The 23,866-nt window shown below is 73.2% G+C and carries 24 protein-coding genes; 10 read left to right on the top strand and 14 right to left on the bottom strand.

The window, feature by feature from the left end; translation table 11 throughout:
• Positions 1 to 25 precede the first annotated feature (25 nt).
• The gene (locus KDK95_RS27105) at positions 26 to 463 is read left to right on the top strand and encodes a DUF4395 domain-containing protein (RefSeq protein ID WP_307844697.1); all 438 of its coding nucleotides are present in this window, start codon (positions 26 to 28) and stop codon (positions 461 to 463) included.
• On the opposite strand, the gene KDK95_RS27100 is transcribed toward KDK95_RS27105, so the two are convergent.
• Complete coding sequence (locus tag KDK95_RS27100) at positions 445 to 2,250, bottom strand: gamma-glutamyltransferase family protein (RefSeq protein WP_212521131.1); 1,806 nt, start codon at positions 2,248 to 2,250, stop codon at positions 445 to 447. The two genes, KDK95_RS27105 and KDK95_RS27100, sit on opposite strands and share 19 nt — an antisense overlap.
• Positions 2,251 to 2,332: 82 nt before the next feature.
• Here KDK95_RS27100 and pip point away from each other — a divergent pair, with 82 nt between their 5' ends.
• Positions 2,333 to 3,313 carry a prolyl aminopeptidase gene (gene pip / locus KDK95_RS27095; RefSeq protein ID WP_307844696.1) on the top strand — a complete coding sequence of 327 codons (981 nt, stop codon included), beginning with the start codon at positions 2,333 to 2,335 and terminating at the stop codon, positions 3,311 to 3,313.
• A gap of 31 nt (positions 3,314 to 3,344) precedes the next feature.
• On the opposite strand, the gene KDK95_RS27090 is transcribed toward pip, so the two are convergent.
• Both KDK95_RS27090 and KDK95_RS27085 read right to left on the bottom strand, forming a co-directional pair.
• A complete protein-coding gene (locus tag KDK95_RS27090; protein ID WP_212521130.1) occupies positions 3,345 to 3,902 on the bottom strand; it encodes a low molecular weight protein-tyrosine-phosphatase in 558 nt (185 codons plus the stop codon).
• Positions 3,903 to 4,208: 306 nt separating this feature from the next.
• The gene (locus tag KDK95_RS27085) at positions 4,209 to 4,664 is read right to left on the bottom strand and encodes a MarR family winged helix-turn-helix transcriptional regulator (RefSeq protein WP_212521129.1); all 456 of its coding nucleotides are present in this window, start codon (positions 4,662 to 4,664) and stop codon (positions 4,209 to 4,211) included.
• 140 nt (positions 4,665 to 4,804) lie between these two features.
• On the opposite strand from KDK95_RS27085, the gene KDK95_RS27080 reads away from it, so the two are divergent.
• Entirely contained in the window at positions 4,805 to 7,897 is a 3,093-nt protein-coding gene (locus tag KDK95_RS27080) for a putative bifunctional diguanylate cyclase/phosphodiesterase (protein WP_212521128.1), read from the top strand.
• A 9-nt stretch (positions 7,898 to 7,906) separates the two neighbouring features.
• A complete protein-coding gene (locus KDK95_RS27075; protein WP_212521127.1) occupies positions 7,907 to 8,668 on the top strand; it encodes a class I SAM-dependent methyltransferase in 762 nt (253 codons plus the stop codon).
• 14 nt (positions 8,669 to 8,682) lie between these two features.
• Here the strand turns inward: KDK95_RS27075 and KDK95_RS27070 are convergent, their stop codons facing one another.
• The 3 genes from KDK95_RS27070 to KDK95_RS27060 form a co-directional block, all read right to left on the bottom strand.
• Positions 8,683 to 9,432, bottom strand: coding sequence for a class I SAM-dependent methyltransferase (locus tag KDK95_RS27070; RefSeq protein WP_212521126.1), 750 nt, complete (start codon positions 9,430 to 9,432; stop codon positions 8,683 to 8,685).
• 111 nt (positions 9,433 to 9,543) lie between these two features.
• Positions 9,544 to 11,214, bottom strand: a complete 1,671-nt coding sequence (locus KDK95_RS27065) for a SpoIIE family protein phosphatase (RefSeq protein WP_212521125.1) — start codon at positions 11,212 to 11,214, stop codon at positions 9,544 to 9,546.
• A 72-nt stretch (positions 11,215 to 11,286) separates the two neighbouring features.
• Positions 11,287 to 11,832 carry a TetR/AcrR family transcriptional regulator gene (locus KDK95_RS27060; RefSeq protein WP_212521124.1) on the bottom strand — a complete coding sequence of 182 codons (546 nt, stop codon included), beginning with the start codon at positions 11,830 to 11,832 and terminating at the stop codon, positions 11,287 to 11,289.
• Between the two features lie 198 nt (positions 11,833 to 12,030).
• On the opposite strand from KDK95_RS27060, the gene KDK95_RS27055 reads away from it, so the two are divergent.
• On the top strand, positions 12,031 to 13,419 hold the full coding sequence (locus KDK95_RS27055) for an MFS transporter (RefSeq protein WP_372463392.1): 1,389 nt from the start codon (positions 12,031 to 12,033) through the stop codon (positions 13,417 to 13,419).
• Between the two features lie 81 nt (positions 13,420 to 13,500).
• On the opposite strand, the gene KDK95_RS27050 is transcribed toward KDK95_RS27055, so the two are convergent.
• The 7 genes from KDK95_RS27050 to KDK95_RS27020 form a co-directional block, all read right to left on the bottom strand.
• Positions 13,501 to 14,430: a ribonuclease Z gene (locus KDK95_RS27050; RefSeq protein WP_212521123.1), complete on the bottom strand. Its 930-nt coding sequence runs from the start codon at positions 14,428 to 14,430 to the stop codon at positions 13,501 to 13,503.
• 215 nt (positions 14,431 to 14,645) lie between these two features.
• On the bottom strand, positions 14,646 to 14,927 hold the full coding sequence (locus KDK95_RS27045; protein WP_212521122.1) for a hypothetical protein: 282 nt from the start codon (positions 14,925 to 14,927) through the stop codon (positions 14,646 to 14,648).
• Between the two features lie 51 nt (positions 14,928 to 14,978).
• Positions 14,979 to 15,353, bottom strand: a complete 375-nt coding sequence (locus KDK95_RS27040) for a hypothetical protein (protein ID WP_212521121.1) — start codon at positions 15,351 to 15,353, stop codon at positions 14,979 to 14,981.
• Positions 15,354 to 15,443: 90 nt separating this feature from the next.
• Entirely contained in the window at positions 15,444 to 16,346 is a 903-nt protein-coding gene (locus KDK95_RS27035) for a M48 family metalloprotease (RefSeq protein ID WP_212521120.1), read from the bottom strand.
• A gap of 49 nt (positions 16,347 to 16,395) precedes the next feature.
• Complete coding sequence (locus KDK95_RS27030) at positions 16,396 to 17,088, bottom strand: class I SAM-dependent methyltransferase (RefSeq protein WP_212521119.1); 693 nt, start codon at positions 17,086 to 17,088, stop codon at positions 16,396 to 16,398.
• Positions 17,085 to 17,747 carry a DUF1707 SHOCT-like domain-containing protein gene (locus tag KDK95_RS27025; RefSeq protein WP_212521118.1) on the bottom strand — a complete coding sequence of 221 codons (663 nt, stop codon included), beginning with the start codon at positions 17,745 to 17,747 and terminating at the stop codon, positions 17,085 to 17,087. Before KDK95_RS27025 ends, KDK95_RS27030 begins: the two co-directional genes overlap by 4 nt.
• Positions 17,748 to 17,809: 62 nt before the next feature.
• Complete coding sequence (locus tag KDK95_RS27020; protein ID WP_249161958.1) at positions 17,810 to 19,111, bottom strand: hypothetical protein; 1,302 nt, start codon at positions 19,109 to 19,111, stop codon at positions 17,810 to 17,812.
• A 53-nt stretch (positions 19,112 to 19,164) separates the two neighbouring features.
• Between KDK95_RS27020 and KDK95_RS27015 the strand changes: the two genes are divergently transcribed.
• The gene (locus tag KDK95_RS27015; RefSeq protein ID WP_212521117.1) at positions 19,165 to 20,277 is read left to right on the top strand and encodes a M24 family metallopeptidase; all 1,113 of its coding nucleotides are present in this window, start codon (positions 19,165 to 19,167) and stop codon (positions 20,275 to 20,277) included.
• Positions 20,278 to 20,389: 112 nt separating this feature from the next.
• Here the strand turns inward: KDK95_RS27015 and KDK95_RS27010 are convergent, their stop codons facing one another.
• Positions 20,390 to 20,923, bottom strand: coding sequence for an SRPBCC family protein (locus tag KDK95_RS27010; protein ID WP_212521116.1), 534 nt, complete (start codon positions 20,921 to 20,923; stop codon positions 20,390 to 20,392).
• A gap of 68 nt (positions 20,924 to 20,991) precedes the next feature.
• On the opposite strand from KDK95_RS27010, the gene KDK95_RS27005 reads away from it, so the two are divergent.
• From KDK95_RS27005 to KDK95_RS26990, 4 genes are all read left to right on the top strand, one after another.
• Complete coding sequence (locus KDK95_RS27005; protein WP_212521115.1) at positions 20,992 to 21,372, top strand: cupin domain-containing protein; 381 nt, start codon at positions 20,992 to 20,994, stop codon at positions 21,370 to 21,372.
• A gap of 8 nt (positions 21,373 to 21,380) precedes the next feature.
• The gene (locus KDK95_RS27000; RefSeq protein ID WP_212521114.1) at positions 21,381 to 22,631 is read left to right on the top strand and encodes an MFS transporter; all 1,251 of its coding nucleotides are present in this window, start codon (positions 21,381 to 21,383) and stop codon (positions 22,629 to 22,631) included.
• A gap of 7 nt (positions 22,632 to 22,638) precedes the next feature.
• On the top strand, positions 22,639 to 23,211 hold the full coding sequence (locus KDK95_RS26995) for a DNA-3-methyladenine glycosylase I (protein WP_212521113.1): 573 nt from the start codon (positions 22,639 to 22,641) through the stop codon (positions 23,209 to 23,211).
• A gap of 150 nt (positions 23,212 to 23,361) precedes the next feature.
• Entirely contained in the window at positions 23,362 to 23,727 is a 366-nt protein-coding gene (locus KDK95_RS26990; protein ID WP_212521112.1) for a VOC family protein, read from the top strand.
• The last annotated feature ends 139 nt before the right edge of the window (positions 23,728 to 23,866 follow it).

Below are 23,866 nucleotides of genomic sequence, written 5' to 3'. Positions count from 1 at the left end.
CGCCCCGGACGGCCTCAAGCCGTTCATCGACCCGCGCGGCCCGCGCTTCGGCGCCGCGATCACCACCGTCGTCCTGATCGTCGTGCTGGCCACCGGATGGGGCTGGCTGCTGGCCGCGCAGGCGCTCGTGTTCGCCGTCAGCGCGTTCACCGACCTCAGGTACTCGCCCTACGGCTGGGTCTACCGGAGGTTCGTCCGCCCGCGCCTGGCGCCGCCGGCCGAGCTGGAGAACCCGGCGCCGCCGGTGTTCGCGCAGTTCGTCGGGCTCGGCTTCGCGCTCGTCGGCGCCTTCAGCTACCTCGCCGGCTGGGAGGTGGCCGGCATGGTCGCCACCGGGCTCGCGCTGGCCGCGGCGTTCCTGAACGCCGCGTTCGACTACTGCCTCGGCTGCGAGGTCTACCTGCTGCTGCACCGGGCGGCCCCGCGCCGCCGCCCGGCCCCCGGCTACCGGCCCGCCGCGTAGCCCTGCATCGCCCGCGGGTTCGCGCCCGCGCGCAGCACCCCGGTCGCCGGATCCCGGCTCACCGCCGAGAGCCGGCCCAGCGACCACGCCCCCGAGCGCACCGGCCGGTGCCCGCGCTCGGCCAGCGCCGCGAGCACCGGCTCGCCGAACCTCTCCTCGATGACCAGGTCGCGCGGCGCGCGCTGCCGCGGCGCGAACGACGCCGGCATCGCGCTGCTGTGCCAGGCCGGGGCGTCGATCGCCGCCTGCAGGTTCATCCCGTCGCCGACATGGTTGAGCACGAACAGCAGCTGCCACTGGTCCTGCTGGTCGCCGCCCGGCGTGCCGAAGGAGACGACCGGCTCCCCGTCGCGGGAGAGCATCGACGGGCTCAGCGTCGTGCGCGGGCGCTTGCCCGGCGCCAGGCTGGACGGCAGGCCCGGCTCCAGCCAGAACATCTGCGCGCGGCTGCCGAGGCAGAACCCGAGCCCCGGGATCGTCGGATTCGACTGCAGCCAGCCGCCCGACGGGGTGGCCGAGACCAGGTTCCCCCAGCGGTCGGCCACGTCGATGTGGCAGGTGTCCCCGCGCGCGCGGCCGCGCGCGTCGACCTGCTCGACCTGCGCCATCGCGTCCGTCAGCTCGCCGGAGGCCGCGAGCGCCTCGGGGCTGGAGAGGAACTCCGGCAGCCTCGGCGCCCGGCCGCCCGCGCTTCCCGGGCGCAGCTGCTCGGACGCCGACTCCCCGACCAGGCCGGCCCGGGCTTCGAGGTAGCCCGGGTCGAGCAGGTCCGCCATCGCCGCGTACGCCTCGGGATCGTCCCCGTAGTACGCCTCGCGGTCCGCGAACGCCAGCTTCGCGACCTCCACCACGCGGTGGATCCGCTCCGCGCTGCCGTGCGGCGGCAGCTCGCCGAGCGCGTCCAGCATCCCGAGCTGCTGCAGCAGCACAGGGCCCTGACTCCACGGGCCCGCCTTGTGCACCGTGACGCCGCGCCAGTCCAGGCTCAGCGTCGGCTCGTACGACGGGCGCCACGCGGCCAGGTCTGCGCCCGTGAGCAGCCCGCGATGGGCGCGGCCCGTCTCGTCGTGCACCTCGCGCGCCGCGAACGCGTCGATCGCCTCGGCGACGAAGCCCTCGTACCACGCGCGGTACGCCGCATCCAGCTGCGCCTCGCGGTCCGCGCCCGCCGCCTGGGCCTCGCTCAGCAGCCTGCGATACGTCGCCGCGAGCGCGGGCAGCCGCAGCAGCTCGTGCGGGCGCGGGACGCGGCCGTCCGGCAGCCACTGCGCCGCCGAATCCGTCCAGTGCTCCCGGAACAGCCCCGCGACCGCGTTGATCGTGCCGACCACGCCCGCGACCACCGGATGCCCGCGCTCGGCGTATCCGATCGCGTATTCGAGCACGTCGCGCAACGGCAGCGTGCCGTGGTCGCGCAGCAGCGTCAGCCAGGCGCCGACCGCGCCCGGCACGACCGCGGCCAGCTGGCCGCTGCCGGGCACCAGCGTCAGCCCGAGCGCCTCGAAACGCCCGATGCTCGCCGCCGCCGCCGACGGCCCCTGCCCGCACAGCACCCGCGGCGCCGGGTCCGCGGCCGTCGCCAGGATGATCGGCACATCGCCGCCGGGCCCGTTCAGGTGCGGCTCGACCACGTGCAGCGCGAACGCCGTCGCGGCCGCCGCGTCGAACGCGTTGCCGCCGCGTTCGAGCACTGCCATGCCCGCCGCCGTGGCCAGATAGTGCGTGCTCGCGACCATCCCGAAGGTGCCGGCGAGCTCCGGACGGGTGGTGAATGCATCCGTGGGCATGCCGCCGATCATAACGGCGTGGTCATAGGCCGGTAAGGGGCTAGGGTGGAAGGCTTCCACCACACCCGCAAGGAGATCCGCCGTGCCCAGATTCCCCGTGACGGAACCCTTCGACGCCGGACTGCTCGACGTCGGCGACGGAAACCTCATGTACTACGAGCAGGTCGGCGATCCCGAGGGCGTCCCCGTCGCGATCGTGCACGGCGGCCCCGGCTCCGGCTGCAGCGTCACCGCGCGCGGCGCCTTGGACCCGGCCCGCTACCGCGCGATTCTGTTCGACCAGCGCAACTGCGGGCGCAGCCTCCCGCACGCCGCCGACCCCGCCGTCGACCTGAGCCGCAACACCACGCAGAACCTCGTCGCCGACATGGAGCTGCTGCGCGAGCACGTCGGCCTGGAGCGGTGGATGCTCCACGGCGGCTCCTGGGGCTCCACGCTCATCCTCGCCTACGCCGAAACCCACCCAGAGCGCGTCACCGGCGCGCTGATCCCGGCCGTCACCATCACCGACAGCGACGGCGTCGCATGGCTCTACGAGGGCGTCGGGCGCATCTTCCCCGAAGCCCAGGAGCGCTTCCGCGAGTACATCCCCGCCGAGGAGCGCGGCGAGAGCGTCTTCGACCTGCTCGCCGCGTACGGCAGGCTGATGCAGCACCCTGACCCCGAGGTCCGCGCCCGCACCGCGGCCGAATGGGTCGCCTGGGAGGACGCCGTCATCTCCCAGGAGGTCAACGGCACGCCCGGCAACTACAGCCTCCGCATGCTCGATGAGGCCAGGGAGGCGTTCGTGCGCATCTGCGCGCACTACTTCTCGAACACCGCGTTCCTCGAGGACGGGCAGCTGCTCGGGAACGCGCACCGGCTCGCCGGAATCCCGGCCGTGTTCGTGCACGGGCGCAACGACCTCGGCGGACCGGTCAAGGCCGCGTGGGAGCTCGCCAAAGCGTGGCCCGGCAGCGAACTCGTCGTCGTCGAGGACTCCGGGCACACCGGCAGCACGGCCTTCAGCGACGCGATCCGGTCCGGGATCCGGCGGCTCACCGAGAGGATCGCCGGGAGCTGACCGGGGGAGCGCGGCGGGAGAGCGAGCCGGTTCAGCGGCGCAGCGAGGCGTCGTCGGCCTCGATGTCGGCGTCCTCGTCGAGCAGCTCGTCGGCGTCGTCCTCGGGCCGCTCGGCGAGGTCCGCGCGGATGTGCCGGATCAGCCGCGGCATCGCCGCCTCGCACAGCTCGAGTACGTGCTCGAAGTCCGCGTCGTTGCCGTAGTACGGGTCCGGCACGTCCAGCCGGGTGCCGGCCGCCGGATCGAAGGATCGCAGCAGCCTGAGCTTCGCCGCGTCCTGCGGCCCGCGGGCCAGCTTGCGCAGCTGCTGCAGGTGGCCGGTGTCCATCGCCAGGATCAGGTCGTAGCCGTCGAACCACTCCGGCTTGAACCGCCGCGCCCGGTGCGCCGAGGTGTAGCCGTTGCGGCGCAGCACCCGCACCGTGCGGTGGTCGGCCGGGTCCCCGACGTGCCAGCCGCCGGTGCCCGAGCTGTCCACCTCCACCCGCGCCCCGAGGCCCTCGCGGCCCAGCCGGCCGCGCAGCACGTGCTCGGCCATGGGGGACCGGCAGATGTTGCCGGTGCACACGAACGTGACGCGGTACGGCATGCCCGATCCCTTCCGTTGACGTCGAACCCCAGCCTAGATCCAGTCCTCGCCGGGATCGGCTGAGGGACACACCGGCGCCCGGCGTGCCTCGCGGCGAACTCGGCTGACGACCGCGGCCCCACCACGGTTCAGCCCGGCCGCGGGCCGCCGGGGAGAGGGGCGCGACCGTGGCCGGTGTAGGGGGTACAGGCTATCGCGCCCGCGCCCCGAGTACAGGGGTAGGCAGCCGCCCGGCGCCCCGCGGCGCTGCCCGGCTTCGGCGGTCCCCGGCGGGTGTGTCAGCGTGCTGTGGCGGCCGGGACCGCCTCAGGGCTCCCGGTCCGAGCCGATCAGGTCCGTCAGGGCCTTGAGCGCGGGCAGCGCGGCCGCGAGCGCGTCGACCTGCTGCGCGGTGAGCCGGCTCAGCTGGCGCTCGAACAGCTCGGCCCGCTCGTCGGCCCAGCGCGCCAGCCGCTCCTCGCCCGCCGGGGTCGCGCGCAGCACGGCGCCGCGCCGGTCGGTGGCGGAGGTCTCCCGGCTCAGATAGCCGAGCCGGGCCAGCTGCTGGACCTGCGTGGAGACGGAGTTGCCGGCCAGCCTCAGCTCCTTGGCGGCCGCCGAGACGCTGATGCCGGGCCGGTCCGCCACCAGCCGCAGCAGCTCGCCCTGCGCGCCGGCGAGAGGTTCGAGCGCGAGCCGGGAGCGCACGTGCCGGCGGACCGTGCGGTGCAGTCCGGACAGGGCGCCGGACAGGTCGTCGGCCAGGCCCTTGGGGTCGTCCATGGGGCCAGGGTAAGTCCAAAGCAGAGCTAATCACCAGGACATTCCGGGTGGTTTCCCTGGCCCGACGCGGTCCGGTAGCCCATCCGCCCGAACGGACTGCTCCGCTCGTGCGAACCGCGCGCAGGGCGCAAGCTGGAGGCATGCGTGCCCGGCCCGCGCTCAGCAGGTACCTGGCCGTTGAGGCGTGCCTCCTGCTCGGCAGCCCGCCGCTGCCGCCGCTCGGCCGGGGACTGTTCCTGCTGGCCGCCGGCGTCATCGCCGTCGCCGCCCTCTCCCTCGGGCCGGTGCTCAACCGCCTCGACCGGCTGCCCGCCTGGCGGCTGCTCGCCCTCGCCGGGGCGCTGCTGCTCGCCAGCAACTACTTCGTGCTCGGCGACGACCTGCGCGGCGCGGTGACCGTCCCGTCCGCGACCGACTTCCTCGCCACCGCCGCCTACCCGCTGGCCGCCGTCGCCGTGCTGGTGATCGCCATGCGCGGCAGCCCGCTGGTGCTCTGGGCCCGGCTGGTCGACACGCTGATCGTGCTCGCCTGCCTGGGCCTGGTCACCTGGACGCTGTTCGTGGTGCCGCTGGCCGGCGCCTCGCTGCCGTCCACGGCCGTGCGCGCCTACGCCGTCGCCTTCGTGCTCGGCGACGCGTTCATCCTGGTGATCCTCGGCAGGCTGCTCTACCCCGACCCGCTGCACGCCCCCGCCGCCGTGTGGCTGCTGCTCGCCGGAACCTGCCTGATGCTCGCCGCGGACGTCATGTTCGCCCTCGTCGAGCTCGCCGCGGTGCACTGGGCCCGCGACTCGGCTCCGACCGTCGCGCAGATCTCCCTGTGGACCACCGGCCTGGTGTGCTGGGGCGCCGCCGCGCTCAGCCCGTCCGCCGGCGAGATCGTGCGCCCGAGCGCCGCCGTCCCGCGGGCGAGTCCGCCGCCGCGCCGCACCGCCCTGCTCGGCCTCGCCGCGATCGCCCCGACGGTCGCGGTCGTCGTCGCCGAAGCCGTGGACGCGCCCGAAGAGGGCGATGTGATCGCCGTGTTCGGCACCGTCATCGCGCTGCTGCTGGTCGTCCGGCTCAGCCTCGCGCTCGCGCAGGCCGACGCCCGGCTGCGCGCCGAGAAGACCCTCGGCGCCGCCGCCGACCGGCTGGTCGCGGCCAACGACACGCACGAGATCCTCGGCACCGTCCTGGACGCCGCGAGCGTGCTGGCCGGACCCGGCGAGCCGCGTGTCGCGGTCGCCGCCGTCGCCGCCGAGGACGAACTGCTCACGCTCGCCAACGACGTGCCCGGGGTCGCCGGCGCCGACCTGGCCGAGCGGGTCGAGGGCGCGGACCCGGAGGAATGGATCGACGCGCGCTTCGGCGAGCGGCCGCACGCCACCCTCGGGCACACCGCCGAGGACGCGGGCGCGCCGGCGGCGCTCGCCCTCGGCGTCGACCAGGGCCGCGCCGGGCTCGGCGAGCGGCTCGGCCAGCTGCGCATCCTCGCCTCGCAGGCCGCGCTCGCGCTCAGCCGCCTCGGCCTGAGCCGCGAGATCAGCCGCCGCGACGGCGAGGCCTACTTCCGCGCTCTGGTCGACGACGCCTCCGACGCCATCGTGCTCGTCGACCAGGGCGGCCGGGTGCGCTACGCCAGCCCGTCCACCGTCGAGCTGTTCCGGGTGCCCGACCCGACCGCGCTCGAACTCGCCGAGCTGTTCGGCCCGCACAACGCCGCCTGGGTCGCCAAGACCCTGGGCGAGCAGCCCGGCGGCGGCCGCTCCGCGGCCCGGATGGACTGGGTGCTCGACCGGCCAGGCGTCGGGCGCCTGGAGCTCGAGGTCGCCTGCTCCGACCTGCGCGACGACCCGAGCGTGCAGGCGCTCGTGCTCACGCTGCGGGACGTGACCGCGCGCCGCAGGCTCGAACGCGACCTGCGCCACCACGCTTACCACGACCGGCTCACCGGCATGGGCAACCGGCTGAAGTTCACCCGCCGCGTCGAGCTCGCCATGGCCACCGTCCGCCAGCGCGGCCCGGTGCCCGTCGTCGTGCAGCTCGACCTCGACAACTTCCGCGAGCTCAACGAGGTGCACGGCCGGGAGCTCGGCGACCTGATCCTGATCACCACCGGCAACCGGCTCGCCCAGGCGCACGGGGCGCTGGAGGCCGCCCGCTTCGACTCCGACTCCTTCGGGGTGCTGTTCGAGATCGCCGAACCCTCGACCGAGGCCTGCCGGCAGGTCGCCGAGCAGGTCGCGCAGGTCGTGGCCGAGCCGTTCTCGCTGCCGGCCGGTCAGGTGCGGCTCACCAGCTGCATCGGCGTCGCCTGCGCGTACGGCGAGTCCCACTCCGAGGACGTGATCCGCAACGCCCGCCTCGCCCTGGAGGCCGCCAGGGCGGCCGGCCGGGACGCGATCCGCGTCTACTCGCCCGAGATGCTCCAGGCCCGGCTCGAGCACGCGCAGCTGCACGCCGACCTGCAGGCGGCCATCGCCGCCGGCGCCCTCGAACTGCGCTACCAGCCCGTCGTCGACCTCGGCACCGGCCGGATCGCCTCCTTCGAGGCGCTGGTGCGCTGGCCGCACCGGGAGCGCGGCCTGATCACGCCCGACAAGTTCATCCCGCTGGCCGAGGAGACCGGGCTGATCGTCCCGCTCGGCCGCTGGCTGTTCGCGAAGGCCGCCGACGCCGCCGCCGTCCTGCGCGCCGAACCCGACGCCGGCGACGTGCGCGTGGCCGTGAACGTCTCCGCCCGCCAGTTCTCCGTGCCCGGGCTGACGGGCGACATCGCGGCGGGCCTGGCCGACGCCGGGGTCGGGCCCGACGCGCTGATCGTCGAGCTCACCGAGAGCGCGCTGATGCGGCACGCCGAGGACGACGGCCCGCACGACCTGAACGCGCTCAAGGAACTCGGCGTGGGCCTGGCGATCGACGACTTCGGCACCGGCTACTCCTCGCTCAGCTACCTGCACGACATGCCGTTCGACGCGCTGAAGATCGACAAGTCGTTCATCGACGAGATCACCGGCTCGCCGCGCCGGATGGACCTGGTCTGCGGCATCATCCAGATCGCCGACTCCCTCGGCCTCTACGTCGTCGCCGAGGGCCTCGAATCCGAGCGCCAGCGCACGCTGCTCGCGGCGGCCGGCTGCAAGTACGGCCAGGGCTACCTCTTCGCCCGCCCGGTCCGGCTCGAGACCGCCCGCGCGCTGCTGCACGAGCACGGCGGTTTCATCGGGGCGGACTGGCGCGACGCGGCATAATCACGGGTCATGCGCGCATTGAGCTTCGGGGCCGTCGCAGACTCCTACGACCGGTTCCGGCCCGACTACCCGAGGGCCGTCTACGACACCGTAGCCGACTATGCCGGGCAGACTCCGCGCACCGCGCTGGAGATCGGAGCGGGCACCGGAAAGGCGACCCGGCTGTTCGCCGACCACGGCATCGAGATCACGGCGACCGAGCCCGACGAGGCCATGCTCGACAAGCTCCGCGCCACCGCCGCGCCCACCGTGACCGCGGTCCGATCCGCGTTCGAGGACCTGCGCCCGGAGCGCACGTACGCGCTCGTATACGTGGCCGCCGCCCTGCACTGGACGCGCCCCGAAGGCCGCTGGCCGCGGGTGGCCGCGCTGCTGGAGCCGGGCGGCGTGTTCGCCGCACTCGGCGGCCCGTTCCGCCTCGCCGACGCCGAGGTCGCGGCGGCCGTGCACGCCGCACGCGCACCGTACCTGGACAGCGACGAGGTCCTGCCGCCCGACGGCACCCCCGAGGGCGCGCCGATGCAGTGGCCCGGCACGGAGCTGCAGGCCTGCGACCTGTTCGAGGACGTCCGGCAGGTGCACGTCGAGCGCCGCCTCGCGCTGAGCGCCGACGAGTACGTCGGCTACCTCCGCACCGTCTCGGCCTACCTGCAGCTGCCCGAGGCGGTGCGCACCCGGGCGTTCGGCGCGATCGCCCGGGTGCTCCCCGAGACCGTCGCGATCAACGCCGACATCACCGTCCACCTCGCCCGCCGGCGCGCCGCGGCCTAGGCGCCCGCCTCTGCCTAGGCGCCGCTTCCCGGCAGCTGCGCCCGCAGCACCACGCCGGGGCCGTGCGGGAGCGTGCGCTGGAGCAACCGGAACGGGGCCGTGCCGTACCTGGCCGCCGCGGACGCCGCCGGGTTGGCGGGCTGCAGCAGCCGGCCGGAGGCGCCGCTGCGCTGCTCCATGCTGGCGTCGGTCACCTTCGCCAGCCGGTGCCTGGCCACCGCATTCCGTCCGTATTCAAGCAGGTATCCGAGCGGCGCCCCGTATTCACGGACATTGACGTTCTCGAATCCGAGCTTTGCGACGAGCGCGGCCAATTGCTCCGGATCGTAACGGCGGAAGTGGCCGACGAGTTCGTCGGCGGCCGCGTACCGGCGCGCATGCGCGGGCACTGACAGCAGCAGCCAGCCGCCCGGCCGCACGTGCTCGGCCCACTGCGTCAGCGCACCCTGATCGTCCTCGATGTGCTCCAGGACCTCGAAGGCGCACACCAGGTCGAAGCGCTCCTCGGGGGCGAGGTCGGCGACCGAGGCGTTGCGCACCTGCCCGCCCCCCAGCTCGGCGAACCTGGCCTCGGCGACCGCGAAGGACTCCGGGTCCGGCTCCAGGCCGAGGTACCGGTAGCGGGCCGACAGGCGCGCCCCGAGCGCGCCCTGCCCGCAGCCGATCTCGAGCACGTCGGCCACGTGCGGGGGCATCATGCGGCCGATCACGTCGTAGCGGAGCCACGCGTTCGGAGTGAGCGGGGCAAGCCGGTTCAACGACATTTCAGGATTCATCGGCGTCCTGCCTGCTGATTACGCGGAAATATGAAAAATTGATCCCACTCTCACCGGACTCCACCCTTTCGCACATGCGCGGTCATGTCCAGCGGGCGCTTATCGGCGAATCCGAAAGGCCATCATCGCGACGTCGTCGGCGGTGGCGGCCTCCGGCGCGCACTCGCGCGCGATCCGCTCGCACACCCCGCCCAGATCGACCTCCTCGCCGGTGCGCAGCTCGCGCATCGCGGCCTCCGCCAGCCGCTTGAGGCCCTTGCCGATGTCCTCGCCGCGCCGCTCGACGAGCCCGTCCGTGTAGAACAGCAGCGTCGCGCCGCGCGGAAGGTGGAAGCTGATCTCAGTAGGCTGCTCCCCTTCGGACAGCAGCCCGAGCGGGGCGCCGAGCGCGTCCCCGTGCACGAAGCGGGGAGTGGGCCCCGATTCGACCAGCAGCGGCGCGAGGTGCCCGGCGCTCGCGAGCGTGCAGCGGAAGGTCGCGGGATCGATGTCGGCGAAGCAGGCGGTCGAGGCGAGCCCGGAGTCGGTGGCGGTGCACCAGTGGTCGAGCAGCGTCGCCAGCTGCAGCGGGCCCGGGGGAGCGGTGCCCGCGGCCGGCAGCGTGTAGGCGCGCACGGCCGAGCGCATCCGGCCCATCGTGCCGACCGCGTCGATGCCGTGCCCGACCACGTCGCCGATCACCAGGCTGAGCCGGCCGTCCGCGAGCAGCGAGGCGTTGTACCAGTCGCCGCCCACGTACATGCCGGTCGAGCCCGCCCGGTAGAACGTCGCCAGCTCGCCCCACGGCACCTCGGGCATCCTGCCCTGCATCATGCTGTGCTGCAGCGAGGCGGCCACGTCCCGGTCCCGGGCGCGCACCCGCGCGTTGATGATCAGCTGGGCGACGATGCGGCCGCAGGTCTCCACCAGCTGCCGCTGGTGCGGGCTCGGCATCCGCACGCTCCGGAAGCAGGAGACGACCGAGCCGAGCACGGTCCCGTCGGCCGAGGGCAGCGGGATGCTGTAGACGGAGATCGCGTCCAGCGCGCGCAGCGCCTCCCGGTAGGCGGGCGGCAGCCCGGGCTCGGTGTTCACGTCCACGAGCGTGGTCGGCAGCCCCAGCAGCGAGCGGCGCGAGGTGTAGAGGTCGCGGGTCTCGACCGCGTCCACGAGCTCGATCTGCTCCTGGGTCATCCCGTAGCTGGCCGTCAGCTTCAGCTCGCCCTCGTGCTGCAGGAAGATCGCGACCAGGTCGGCGCCGTCGAGCGCGGCGACCACCTCGGCGGTCTCGGCCAGCAGCTCCCCGAGCTCGGAGCGGCTGGAGAGCCGCTCGATCAGCCGGTGCACCCGGCTCAGCTCCCTGACGTGCGTGTCCAGCTCCTGCTGGATCTCGCCGAGCTGGTCAAGGAAGCGCCGGTTGACGGTCTCGTCCACCACCGTCGAGGCGTACGCGATGATCGCGCCGTCCTCGCCGCGCACCGGGACGGCGTCGACCGAGATGGACCGGTCGCCCAGCACGCCGTGGTACAGGTACTCCTGCCGGGAGACCTCGCGGCCCTCGCTCAGGCAGCGCTCCAGCGGCAGGCTGCCCGGCGGCACCGGCCGGCCGTCCGGCAGCGAGATGCGTCGCCGGTCCATGTGCAGCGGCCGGTCCCCGGCGCCGGCGTCGAAGGGCTCGAAGAACTTGTGCAGCCACCGGTTCGCGAGCAGCACGGTGCCGTCCGGCCGCACCGCCAGCAGTCCGACCGGAACCTGGTCGAACAGCGGTCCGAGCAGCTCTTCCGACCTCACCAATCCAGGCTACGGTCATCGCCGCGCCGGGCATTCCGGGTGTGCCGAACGGCGTACGGCGCCGCGCCGGGATCACGCGCCGCGCAGCAGCCCCGCCTTCATCACCTCGAGCATCGCCGGAGCCATTTCCGGATTCTCCTCGCAGGCCAGCGCGATGCCGTGCAGCATCCGCAGGAAGGTGACGGTGTCCACGTCCTCGCGCGCGGCGCCCGCGTCCTGGGCGTGCGCGAGGGTCTCGCCGGCGATCTCGGTCATCCGGGTCTTGCACAGGGTCAGCCCGGGGCGGGTGTCGCCGTCCGCGAGCATCTCCTTGATCGCCTTCTTGATGCCCGCGTTGCGCAGGGTGAACCCGACGTGCAGGTCCATGTAGCCGCCGAGCGCGGCGTCGGGGTCCTCGGCGGCCAGCTTCTCCGCGGCGTCGCACAGGGCGTCGATGTCCGCGACGTAGACGGCGGCGACCAGGTCGTTGCGGGTCGGGAAGTGCCGGTAGAGCGTGCCGGCGCCGACGCCGGCCCGCTTGGCGACCTCGTCGAGCGGCGCGTCCGGACCCTGCTCCTGGAACAGGTCGCGGGCCGCGGCCAGCAGCGCCTCGTAGTTGCGTCGCGCGTCCGCACGCATCGTGGACTCCTCACACCAGCCGGAGATTGTCTCCGTTTTCGCTTGACCAACCGGAGACGGTCTCCGTATAGTCTGAATCACCGCTAAGTGGAGAGTACCTCCACTTCCCCCTTCTTCGCCACCCTTGGAGCTGTCGTGTCCGACGCGACCCTGCAGAAGCCCGTTCAGCCCGTAGCCGCCGGCGACGCCCGCGCCGGACTGGACGCCAGAACACGCCATGAACCCAGGCCAAGGCCAGGGCTGGCGCTCGCGATCATCCTCACCTGCCAGCTCATGCTGATGGTGGACGCCACGGTGATGAACGTGGCCCTGCCGCGCATCGAGACCGGCCTGCACTTCAGCGCCTCCTCGCTCGCCTGGGTGCTGGACGCCTACACCCTCACCTTCGGCGGCCTGCTGCTGCTCGGCGGGCGCCTCGGCGACCTGTACGGCCGCCGCCGCATGTTCACCGGCGGCATCCTGCTGTTCACGGTCGCCTCGCTGGCCGGCGGCTTCGCCACCTCCGCGGGCTTCCTGCTCGCCGCCCGCGTCGCGCAGGGCGTCGGCGCGGCCCTCGCCGGACCGAGCGCCATCGCGCTGCTCAACAGCACCTTCACCGAGGCCAAGGCCCGGGTGCGCGCCCTGTCGCTGTTCGCCGGCATGTCCTCCGCGGGCTTCGCGATCGGCCTGATCCTCGGCGGCGTGCTCACCGAGGCCGCCTCCTGGCGCTGGGTGCTGTTCATCAACGTGCCCTTCGGCCTCGTCGCCGCCGCGCTCGCCCCGCGCTTCCTCAAGCAGCCGCCGCGCCACGACACCCGGCTGGACGTCACCGGCGCGATCACCGCGACCCTCGGCGTCGGCTCCCTGGTCTACGGCCTGATCCACGCCGCCGACAGCGGCTGGGGCAACACCCTGACCGTCGCCCCGATCGTCGTCGGCGTCGCGCTGCTGGCCACCTTCGTGCTGCTGCAGTCCACGGCGCGCAACCCGCTGCTGCCGCTGCACCTGTTCAAGGACCGCAACCGGGCCGCCGCGTACGCCAACTACCTGCTCGGCCCGGCCGCCGGATTCTCCAGCTTCTTCTTCCTCACCCAGTACCTGCAGGACGTCCTGCACTACAGCCCGGTGCGCACCGGCTTCGCGTTCCTGCCGATGGCGACGCTGGTGTTCAGCATGTCCCGGCTGATCCCGCGGCTGCTGCCGCGCTTCGGCCCGAAGCCGCTGACCCTCGTCGGCACGGTGCTGCTGGTGGCCGGCCTGGTCGGCTTCACCCGGATCGGCGAGCACACCGCGTACTTCCCCGGCCTGCTGTGGCCGATGATCGTGATGGGCCTGGGCATGGGCATGGCCTTCAGCCCGCTGATGGTCCTGATCATGCACTCGGTGCGCCCCGAGGACGCGGGCGCGGCCGGCGGCACCATGCAGACCCTGCAGCAGACCGGGGTCAGCCTCGGCATCGCCGTCCTGGTCACGGTCGCCGGCAACGCCGCCCGCAGTCACCCCGCCACCGCGGTCATCAGCAGCACCACCGCGGCGCTGACCGGCTCCGCGATCGTCGCCGCGCTTACCGTGCTGGTCGCGCTGACCTTCAAGAAGATCGACCGCTGAGCCCGTCCGGCTCCCGGTGACCGGCGGCCGCCCGCGCAACCCGCGCGGGCGGCCGCTCGCACGCTCCGCGCTAACCCAGCGCTACGCGGCGGCCCGCTTGGGGAACGGAATCCGCATCAGGTCCTCGGCGATGTGCAGTTCGCCGGTGAACACCTCGCGCGCCTCGAGCTCGAACCGGCTCAGATCCGTGTACCGCTGCGAGAAATGGGTGAGCACGAGGCTGCGCACGCCCGACTCCTCCGCGACCGCGGCCGCCTGGCGCGCCGTCATATGCCCGTGCTCGGCAGCCAGCGCGGCCTCCGCGGTGAGGAACGTGGATTCGATGACGAGCATGTCGGCGTTCGCGGCGAGGTCGTAGACGCCCTGGCAGACGCGCGTGTCCATCACGAACGCGAACACCTGGCCCGGCCGCGGCACGCTCACCTCCTCGAGCGTCACCTCGCGCCCGTCGGCCCCCGTCACCCGGCCCTCGCGCTGCAGCTCGCCGATCAGCGGCCCGCGCACGCCCGCCTCGGCCAGCTTCGCCGGAAGCATCCGGCGCCCGTCCGGCTCGGTGATCCGGTAGCCGTACGCCTCGACCCCGTGCGACAGCCGCACGGCCTCGAGGCGGGAGAACGATCCGGCCGACGACGTCGCCAGCACCGTGCGCTCGCCGAACGCCGGCTCCTCCCGCAGGATCCGGGCCCGGTAGTCCGGCCACATCCAGCACAGCCGGTCGAACAGCCCGGCGCCGGACGCGGGGAAGTGGCAGTGCACGGGGTGCGAGACCTGGTCGAGCGCGATCCGCGAGAAGACCCCCGGCAGCCCGAAGCAGTGGTCGCCGTGGAAGTGCGTGACGCACAGCCGCGTGACGTCCGGCGCGGCGACCCCGGCCAGCGTCATCTGCCGTTGCGTGCCCTCGCCCGGGTCGAACAGGAACCCGTCGTCGTCCCAGCGCAGGAAGTAACCGTTGTGGTTGCGCGTGCGCGTCGGCACCTGCGAGGCCGTGCCGAGGATGATCAGCTCCCGCATCCGCTCATGGTAGCCCGCGGCGGCCCGCCCCCGGACAGGCAGCCGGACGGCCGCGCATCACCCCTTCGCGATGGCGAGCCGCTGCGTGAGCCGCGCTTCACCCCGCGACGGCCACCACTGCGCCGACCGCGCTTCACCGCCCGCGGCGGCAACCTGCTGCGCGAATTGTGCCGCAAGGCCCGCGATGGCGAGCCGCCGCGTGAGCCGCGCTCCGCTCAGGTCACGGCCCACAGGAACGCGAGCATCCCGCACAGCACCGCCCCGGCGCCCAGCGCCATCCAGAAGCCGCCGTGCCTGCGGTACGCGCGCACCGTGGCGCGCCGGTGTGCTTCCTCGAGGCCCCGGGCCATCCGGGCCAGCCTGCGCGCGCCGAAGTCGGCCACGCCGCCGAAGTTCGTCCAGATGATCGAGCCCATGCCGATCGCGAGCAGCCCCCAGCCGGTGATCAGGGCGGCGGCGATCAGCCGGGCGGTGTCGACGGAGTCAGCCACGGCCATGGGGCTCTCCGCCTCCTCTCCTGCACGTCCAGGAAGCCTCGGTGGTGGGATTTACCTTTCCCGGAATCCGCCGAGGAAACGACGGAACACGCCGCCTTCGCGGGTGAGCGGCGCGGCCGGTCGGGGAGCGGTCGCGCTGCGGGTGGCGATCGGCTGGTCGTAGTCGGTGCGCGCGATCGCGTCCACCACCTGCGGCACGTCGTAGTCCTCGGATCCGGGGATCTGCGGCACGAAGCCCACCAGCATCCCGTCCCGCATGACCTGGGCCTCGAGGCCCGGGGTGTCGTCGGTGTCCCAGACCGCCTCGCGGCCGTCGCCGAGCACGACCCGCACCCCTATCTGGTACACGCCCTCCCGAGCGAGGTGGGCGTTGACGCCCTGCTCGCGCAGCGCGTCCACCACTCTCAACGCCTTGTTCTCGTCCATATCTCAGGCTAACCCAGCCGCCGGCCCGGACTGCGGATTCCTCAGCACCTTCTCAGCCGTCGCAGGCCGTGGCGCCGTTCCCGGCCATGCTCAGCCGAGCCGCCGGGCGATCTGCTCGAGCCGCTCGATCCGGTCCTCGACGCTCGGGTGCGTGGACAGCAGCTGCGCGCCGACCTGCTTCGAGACCGTGACCGGGCAGAACGCGACGGCGCTGACCGCCGTGGCGCGGCGCAGGTCCCGGCTCGGGATCAGGCTCCTGCGGTCGGAGACCTTCTGCAGTGCCGAGGCGAGGGCCGCCGGGTTACCGGTCAGCTCGGCCGCGGCGTGGTCCGCCGCGAACTCGCGGTACCGGGAGAGCGTGCGGATCAGCAGCACCGAGACCATCCACGTGGCCGCCGACAGCGCCGTGACCGCCAGGGCGGCGACCATGAACTGCCACAGTCCGCGCATCCGGCCCGCGTACAGCATCAGCTGCGCGCCGAAGCGCGCCGTGAGCCCGGCGAGCACGCCGATGAACGAGGCGACCGTCATCACCATCGCGTCGCCGTGCGCGATGTGCGAGAGCTCGTGCGCGATGACGCCCTCGAGCTCCTGTTCGTCGAGCCGGCTCAGCATCCCGCGCGTCACGCACAGCACGATGCCGCTGCGCTTGCGCCCGGCCGCGAACGCGTTGGGCACCGAAGAATTCGAGACCGCGATCGTCGGCTTCGGCATGTCGGCGAGCGAGCACAGCCGGTCGACCACGGCGTGCAACTCCGGCTCCTCCTCGGCGCTCACCTCCCGCGCCCCGACGGCCGCGAGCGCGACCTTGTCGCTCGCCAGCATCTGGAAGACGAAGAACGTGACGACCGCCGCGACGCCCAGCGGCCACCAGCGTCCGAGCACGAGACTGAGTACGGTCATGGCGCCGGCGTACGCGAGGACGAGAGTCCCCATGACCGCGACCATGCGGGCCGACAACTGACGGTCCGTCCGGAACCTGGACTGGGCCATGTCCGATCCTCCCGGGACGAGGAGCGCGCGCGTTACGCCCGCCTTATCCTCAATGTACTCCGCGAATCCGGCGCAGGTGTAGGGACAACCAGGTCCGATGTGTGGTTGCACAGCCGGTCCACAGGATTTCGAAGCCCGCGGCGGCCAGCAGTCCGGCGAACGCCTCGCGCGCGTGGTAGACGAAGTACCGCTCGACGGCCTCGTCGGCGCCGCTCGGGTGCGCGTACGGCTCCCAGCCCTCGCCGTCCCCCTCGGCGATCGTGATCAGGGCGTGGCCGCCGGGCCTGAGCACGCGGTGGAACTCGGCGAGCGCGGCCGGGACCGCCTTGCGGGGGATGTGCAGCAGCACGGCGACGCACCACAGGCCGTCCAGCGCGGCGTCGGCCAGGGGGAGTGCGCGCAGGTCGGCGCGCACCTGTCCGGGCACGTCGCGGGCGGTGAGCATCGCGTGCGACAGGTCGAATCCGTGCACGCGCAGGCCCCGTTCGCGCAGGCGCAGTGTGTCGTTGCCCGGCCCGCAGCCCACGTCCGCGACCAGCGCGCCGGCCGGCAGCGGCGCGGTGAACCGGTCCGCAGCGGCCTCGATCCACGGATTCGACGCGCTGGACCAGCGTTGCGCGTACCGCCGGGCGATCCTGGTGTACGCCCGCTGCGTGCCCGCGACGACGTCCGCTCCCGCCGTCGCGGCCGTTCCCGCTTCCGCCGCGTTTTCCGCCGTTGGCTCGGCCCCCGGTTCCGTCACCGCCCCGCCGGTCCCCACAGGCCCTCGAACAGCTGGCCGAGCATGTTCGTCCCGGCCCCGGCGCGCACTATCGTGACCTTCCCGAAGCGGGCGCGGCCGGTGACGCGGATCAGCGGGCCCTCCTCGGTCCCGGCGTCCGCCTCCTGGCGGCCGCCCCCGGCCGCGCTGCGGCCGTGTACGGCCCACTTGCCGCAGACCGCGCCGCCCTCGTCGACGATCCGGGCGTTCGCCGGGACCCGCAGCACGAGCTTGCCGAACAGCGAGTTCGCCGCGACGGTGATCTCGCGTCCGGGCAGCACGGCCTCGGACATGTCCACGATCAGCGCGCCGAAGTTCGAGCGCAGCTCAGTGTGCCGGCCCGGCACCCAGCGGCCGCCGCGGTGCACCTTGCTCAGCGTCGCGGCCACCTCCTGGCGCACCGTCGACTCCGGCAGCACGACCCCGCCGCTGCGCTCGCGCGGCAGGTCGCGGGTGAGCGGCTCCAGCTCCCCGTACGTGCGGGCCGCGTACACGGCCTCCAGGCGCTCGGCGTGCTCCTCGCTGGTGAGCCGTCCGGTGGCGAGCGCTTCCCCCAGGATGACCGCGACCTCGTCCCGGTCGCGGTCGGCGGCGCGCTGCTCGAGGTCCTCCGCGCTGCGCGCGGGCAGTTCTGCAGGCATGAACCGGAGTGTAGCCCCGTTTCCCGGAGAACGCGATATGTCGCGTCTACTTCCTGGCGCGTCTACTTCCCGGTGATCCGGTAGTGGAGTACCAGGAAGGGCAGACCGAAGACCTTGAACGCGTGCTCGGCCTTCAGCTCGCCGTCCTCGACGTACACCTCCAGCTGCTCGGCGAACCCGTGCACGGCGGCCGCGGTCAGCTCGCCGTTCTCCCGGTCGACGTACGTCAGGTAGTGCCCGGGCTGGTCGGAGATCGCGCTCGTGCTGGTGAGCGTGAGACCGCCGTCGTTGCGGTGCACCGGGATCAGGGTCGCCGTGAAGTTCATGTCGGGCAGCGGGAACCCGACGCGCACGTAGCCGCGCTCCTCGTGCCGGTAGGTCGTGTACACGCCCACGTAGATCGGCTCGTCGTCGTCCGCGAACGAGCGCAGCCAGCCGCGCAGCAGCGGCTCGCCGTCCTTGCCCGGCAGGATCGTGTCGATCCGGCTGTGCACGCCGCGCAGCGCCTCGCGTTGGTTCATCGGCACGTTCGCCTGGCCGAGCGGGCGGGCCAGCAGCGTCCGGTAGAGGAGGTAGCCCGGCCGCACCCACGTGCGCCAGGCGGGCACGATGTCGAGCTTGAACCGGGTGGTGTGCTCGTAGAACTCGCGCACCAGCGGATGCACCAGCGCCGGCTCGAACTGCGGGCCCTCGATCTCGTCGAGCGAGCCGATGATGCCGACGTCCCGGGTGTCGCGTACGTACTCGCGCCCCAGCCGCTCGGCCAGATCCTCGACGTAGCGCATCCCGATGTACCGCGAATGGGCGGCGAGCGGCAATACGAACGGCAGCCGATCGGGGGAGACCCGCTCGGCCAGCATGCTGATCTGCTCGTCCGGGAAGGCGACGGCCGAGGCGATCCGGAACCCGGCGACCGCCGTCGCGGCCACCAGCGCCGGATTCGCCTCCCGGTCGAACGCCGCGAAGCCCGCGCCGACCGCCGCGCCGAACACCGGGCCCAGCGCCACCTTCTGCGGACGCAGCCCGAGCCCGCCCGCGACCGCCCCGGAGACCGTGCCCACCGCCGCCGGACCGGCCCCGGTCAGCCGCCCGCCGAGCCAGCCGACGGGCGCCGCGACGGCTCCGCTCGCCGCGATCCGCGCCCAGCGCGCCGGAATCCGGCCGGGCTTCTGCCGGGCCCGCGCCACCGCCTCGACCGCGCCGAGGCCGGCCGCCCCGAGCGCCGCTCCCGCGGCGACCCCGCCGAGTCCCCGGCGGCTGCCGAGCGCCGCCCCGGCCAGCGCGCCGAGGACGCTCGCGGTGCCGATCTGCTGACTGCGCGACGGCCCCCGCCGCTGCCCCACGTTCGTCTCGCTGTGATCCACGGGGCGCAGCGTACCGGTCGCCGGCATCGGGCGGGTGGCCATACCCTGACAGCGTGACCGACGCACTGTTCTCCACCGAGCGCCTCGACCGCGCCCGCGCCGCCGCCGCGGCGGCCGGCCTCGACGCCGTGATCGTCACCCCCGGCGCCGACCTGCGCTATCTCACCGGGTACCACGCGCTGCCGCTGGAGCGGCTGACCTGCCTGCTCCTGCCGGTGCACGGCGACCCGGTCCTGATCGCCCCTCAACTCGAGGTGCCGGCCGCGCACGCCTCCCCGGCCGGGAGGCTCGGCATCGAGATCGCCGGCTGGCAGGAGACGCAGAACGCGTACGAGTTCGCCGCCTCCCGGCTGCCCCGGGGCATCGGCACCGTCGGCGTGGACAACCACATGTGGGCCGAGAAGCTCGTCGGATTTCGCGACGCGATGCCCGGCGTGCGCCAGGAGCTCGCCGGACCGGTCCTGAGCGACCTGCGGATGCGCAAGACCCCGGCCGAGATCGACGCGCTACGCAACGCGGGTGACGCGATCGACCGCGTACACGCCCGAATGGGCGAATGGCTGCGCGCCGGACGGACGGAGCGTCAGGTCGGCCAGGACATCGCCGACGCAATCATCGCCGAGGGCCACGAGCGCGTCGACTTCGTCATCGTCGCCTCCGGACCCAACGGGGCCAGCCCGCACGCCGAGGTCTCCGACCGCGTCATCGAGCGCGGCGAGCCGGTCGTCGTCGACATCGGCGGCACCATGCCCGACGGCTACTGCTCCGACTCCACCCGCAACTACGTCCTCGGCGAACCCCCCGCCGAATACGCCGAGTACCACGCCGTCCTGCTCGCCGCCCAGCGCGCCCAGACCGACGCCGTGCGCCCCGGCATCACCGCCGAGGAGCTCGACGCCGTCGGCCGCGACCTGATCACCGAGGCCGGATACGGCAAGTACTTCGTGCACCGCACCGGCCACGGCATCGGCCTCGAGACCCACGAGGAGCCCTACATCGTCGGCGGATCGAGCCGCCCGCTCGAACCCGGCATGGCCTTCTCCGTCGAGCCGGGGATCTACCTGCCCGACCGGCACGGCGCCCGCATCGAGGACATCTGCGTGTGCACCGAGTCCGGCGGCGACCGCCTCAACCGGACCAGCCGCGAGCTGCAGATCCTGCGCTAGCCGTTCCGTCCTCTGGGGCCGGTCCGCCCTGTCCTGCGCGGCCGGTCCGCGCCCCGCCACCGCGGCAGCGGCCCGGCGCCGAGAAGTTCGCTGCCGCCGGCCGGAGAGGCGGTCAGGCCTCCGGCGCGCTCCACTGCGCGGGCGGCCCGATCGTCGAGGCGTCCGGCCCGAACGCGGCCCGGTACGACGGCGCCAGCTCGGCCCAGCGCTGCCCGAGCGGCCAGCGCTGCGCCCCGTCCAGAACCGTCTCCAGCAGATCCAGCGCCTCGTGCCAGCCCGCCCCGTCGCGCGCGGCGCTGCCCAGCTCCTCGAGCGTGACCACGAAATCCAGGTGCGTGCCGGTCCCGCCGGCCTCCAGCCGGTACAGCAGCGTGTCGGGCCCCCACGTGTACTCCAGCACTCGCGGCTCCCGCAGTTGCAGCACCGTGCCGTGCATGGCCGGGAACGCCGCGTCCGGGAACGGGAACGACAGCGACGCGCCCACCGACCAGTCGCCGACGACGCCGGTGGGGAACCAGATCGCGAGCTCGCCGCGGTCGGTCAGCGCGGACCACACCCGGTCGGGCGGATGGCCGAGCTCGCGCTGGAAGCGGATCGTCCACTGCTCGCCGAACCGATTCAAGACCCCGTGCCGCACCGCGTCCATGGCCCCACTCTCACCCCTTACACCGTGCCAAGTGCGCCCGGGTCGTCCATTCGGGCAAGATCGGCGGCATGGACTTCGCCGACAGCACCCTGCCGCTCCGCCTCTCCGTGGCCGGGGCGGTGCTCCGCCCGGATGAGCTCGACCCCGCGCAGGTCGTCTCCGGCGACCCGCGCACCGCCAGCCTCGTGCTGGACGAGCAGGCCGGCGCCGGGCGCACGGTCGAGCGCGGGATCTGGGAGATCACCCCGGGCGTGGTCACCGACGTCGAGGCGGACGAGATGTTCGTCGTGCTCAGCGGCCGGGCCACGATCGAGATCCAGGACGGCCCGACCCTCGAGGTGGGCCCCGGCGACGTGGCCGTGCTGCCGGAAGGGGCCGTGACCCGCTGGACCGTCCACGAGACGCTGCGGAAGGTCTACCAGGTGTCGTACACCCCCGAGGGCGAATAATCGTCAGCGTGAGCACGGAGCCGGAAGTGGACGACGTCCAGCGCGAGCACGGCGGTCTGGGCAGCTACCTCCGGCTGCTGCGCACCCCAGGAGCGAAGGGGTTCTCGAGCGCCGCGTTCGTCGCCCGGATGCCGCTGTCCATGATCGGCATCGGCAGCGTGCTGCTCGTCGAAGGCGAGACCGGCAGCTACGCGATCGCCGGGACGGTCTCGGCCACGGCCGCGTTCGTGCAGGCCTTCGGCGCGCCGGTCACCTCGCGGCTGATCGACCGGCACGGCCAGGACAAGATCGCGATCCCGGCGGCCCTGGCCAGCGCCGCGTCGATGATCGGGCTGGTCCTCGCGGTCCGCTTCCACGCCCCGACCTGGACGTTCTACCTGTGCGCCGCGCTCGCCGGCGCGCTGATGCCCGGCATCGGGTCGATGGTGCGGGCCCGCTGGGCGCGGATCTACTCCGGCACGGCGGCCCTGCACACGGCATACGCCTTCGAATCGGTGGTCGACGAGGTCGTGTTCCTGATCGGGCCGGTGCTCGTCACGTTCCTGACCACGTCCGTGGCCCCGGCGAGCGGGCTGAGCGTCGTCGCGGCGTTCCTCGCCTTCGGCACCCTCGCGCTCTGCCTGCAGCGCGGCACCCAGCCCGACCCGGCGCCGCAGCGCGGACGGCAGGGGATGGGCGCGATCGCGGTCCCGGTCGTGCGCGTGATGCTGCTGGTGTTCATCGGCACCGGCACGCTCTTCGGCTCGGTCGAGGTGATCACCGTCGCGTTCGCGCAGGAGCACGGCCACGAGTCGTCCGCGGGCCTGCTGCTGGCGGTCTACGCGCTCGGCTCGATGATCGCGGGCATCGGCTTCGGCGCCGTCCACCTGGCCGTGCCGCTGCCGCGTAAGCTGCTGATCTTGCTCTCGACGATGGCCGCGACCGCGTTGCTGCTCCCGCTCGCCGGCACGCTGTGGCTGCTCGCGGGACTGCTCTTCCTCGCCGGGCTCACGATCGCCCCGACGCTGATCACGGCGTTCGCGCTGCTTGAGGACCTCGTCCCGGCGGAACTGCTGACGGAGGGTCTGACCGTCGGCACCACCGGCCTCGCCCTCGGGGTCACCCTGGGCTCCTCGCTCGGCGGCCCCCTGATCGACGGCCTCGGCGCGCAGCACGCGTACCTGCTCAGCGCCGGGGGAGCGGTCGCGGCGTTCGTCGTCGCGGTACTGCTCCGCGGCGGCCTGCGCGGTGTCCGGAACTGTCGGAAGCCGGTGCCATGATGCCGGAATGGACAACGACCACGGCGTGACGATCGGGGCGGACGGGCTGGCCCGCTGCCCCTGGGCGGGCTCGGACCCGCTCTACCTCGGCTATCACGACGGGGAGTGGGGCAGGCCGCTGCGCGGCGAGAACGAGCTGTTCGAACGCATCTGCCTGGAGGCGTTCCAGTCCGGCCTGGCCTGGATCACGATCCTGCGCAAGCGGGAGAACTTCCGCGCCGCCTTCGCGGGCTTCGACATCGCCGAGGTGGCCGGGTTCGGCGAGGCCGACGAGGCCCGTTTGCTCGAGGACGAGGGCATCGTCCGCAACCGCGCCAAGATCAAAGCCGCCATCGCCAACGCCAGGGCCGCCCGCGCCCTGGACGGCGGCCTCACCGACCTCATCTGGTCGCACGCCCCGGCCGAGCAGCCGCGCCCGACCACCACCCGGGAGATCCCGGCGACCAGCCCCGAATCCGTGGCCCTCGCCAAGACCCTGAAGAAGAACGGCTTCGTCTTCGTGGGGCCGACCACCGCCTACGCCCTGATGCAGGCCTGCGGACTGGTCAACGACCATCTGCTCGACTGCCACGCCCGCTGACCAACCCAAGATAACAGGCCCTAAGAAAGAGGAGCCATCTCAAGGGTCGACGATCAAGTCGTAACCCTTGCGGCACAAACAAAAAAGGCCTTCGACTCAACATCAGCAGACAGGCCGGTCGATTTTCGAGGGAAACGGAGGTGCCGATCGGTGGCCAGCCAGTGGTGGAGCATCGTGGTGGACTGCGCGGATCCGCAGGCGCAGGCGCGTTGGTGGGCGGAAGCGCTCAGATACGCGGTGGTCTTCGAGGGGGACGGGGAGGTCGCCATCGCCGGGGGCACGCGGGACGCGCCGCAGTGGCCCGGGCTGGTGTTCGTGCAGGTGCCCGAGGGCAAGGCGGTCAAGAACCGCCTACACCTCGATCTGAATCCGGACGACCAGGACGCCGAGGTCGCCCGCCTCGAGGCGCTCGGCGCCCGCCGGGTGGACGTCGGGCAGCGGGACGTGGGCTGGGTCGTGCTGGCGGACCCGGAGGGCAACGAGTTCTGCGTGCTCTCGGCCCGCCCGCAGGGCTAGTTTGTGCTCGGCCTAGTTGTACTGACCACAGAGGTTAGTGACACGGCTCACTGGCGGTGGATCTTGAAATGGGTGAGGGCCTTCTGGCTCGGTGTGTAGCGACCAAACTCGCACGCCGAAGACAGACAGGCCCTCAATG

It is taken from the genome of Actinospica acidithermotolerans (genome assembly GCF_018139625.1).
Lineage (GTDB): Bacteria > Actinomycetota > Actinomycetes > Streptomycetales > Catenulisporaceae > Actinospica > Actinospica acidithermotolerans.
The sequence above is the reverse complement of the archived record's forward strand: the minus strand, read 5'-3'. Positions and strand labels throughout refer to the sequence as shown.

Bases quoted from the DNA above. Each gene is read 5' to 3' on its own strand.
- KDK95_RS27100 (WP_212521131.1), bottom strand. From the start codon at position 2,250: ATGCCCACGGATGCATTCACCACCCGTCCGGAGCTCGCCGGCACCTTC.
- KDK95_RS27090 (WP_212521130.1), bottom strand. From the start codon at position 3,902: ATGCCGTACCGCGTCACGTTCGTGTGCACCGGCAACATCTGCCGGTCC.
- KDK95_RS27085 (WP_212521129.1), bottom strand. From the start codon at position 4,664: ATGGACGACCCCAAGGGCCTGGCCGACGACCTGTCCGGCGCCCTGTCC.
- KDK95_RS27080 (WP_212521128.1), top strand. From the start codon at position 4,805: ATGCGTGCCCGGCCCGCGCTCAGCAGGTACCTGGCCGTTGAGGCGTGC.
- KDK95_RS27075 (WP_212521127.1), top strand. From the start codon at position 7,907: ATGCGCGCATTGAGCTTCGGGGCCGTCGCAGACTCCTACGACCGGTTC.
- KDK95_RS27070 (WP_212521126.1), bottom strand. From the start codon at position 9,432: ATGTCGTTGAACCGGCTTGCCCCGCTCACTCCGAACGCGTGGCTCCGC.
- KDK95_RS27060 (WP_212521124.1), bottom strand. From the start codon at position 11,832: ATGCGTGCGGACGCGCGACGCAACTACGAGGCGCTGCTGGCCGCGGCC.
- KDK95_RS27050 (WP_212521123.1), bottom strand. From the start codon at position 14,430: ATGCGGGAGCTGATCATCCTCGGCACGGCCTCGCAGGTGCCGACGCGC.
- KDK95_RS27045 (WP_212521122.1), bottom strand. From the start codon at position 14,927: ATGGCCGTGGCTGACTCCGTCGACACCGCCCGGCTGATCGCCGCCGCC.
- KDK95_RS27040 (WP_212521121.1), bottom strand. From the start codon at position 15,353: ATGGACGAGAACAAGGCGTTGAGAGTGGTGGACGCGCTGCGCGAGCAG.
- KDK95_RS27035 (WP_212521120.1), bottom strand. From the start codon at position 16,346: ATGGCCCAGTCCAGGTTCCGGACGGACCGTCAGTTGTCGGCCCGCATG.
- KDK95_RS27025 (WP_212521118.1), bottom strand. From the start codon at position 17,747: ATGCCTGCAGAACTGCCCGCGCGCAGCGCGGAGGACCTCGAGCAGCGC.
- KDK95_RS27010 (WP_212521116.1), bottom strand. From the start codon at position 20,923: ATGGACGCGGTGCGGCACGGGGTCTTGAATCGGTTCGGCGAGCAGTGG.
- KDK95_RS27005 (WP_212521115.1), top strand. From the start codon at position 20,992: ATGGACTTCGCCGACAGCACCCTGCCGCTCCGCCTCTCCGTGGCCGGG.
- KDK95_RS26995 (WP_212521113.1), top strand. From the start codon at position 22,639: ATGGACAACGACCACGGCGTGACGATCGGGGCGGACGGGCTGGCCCGC.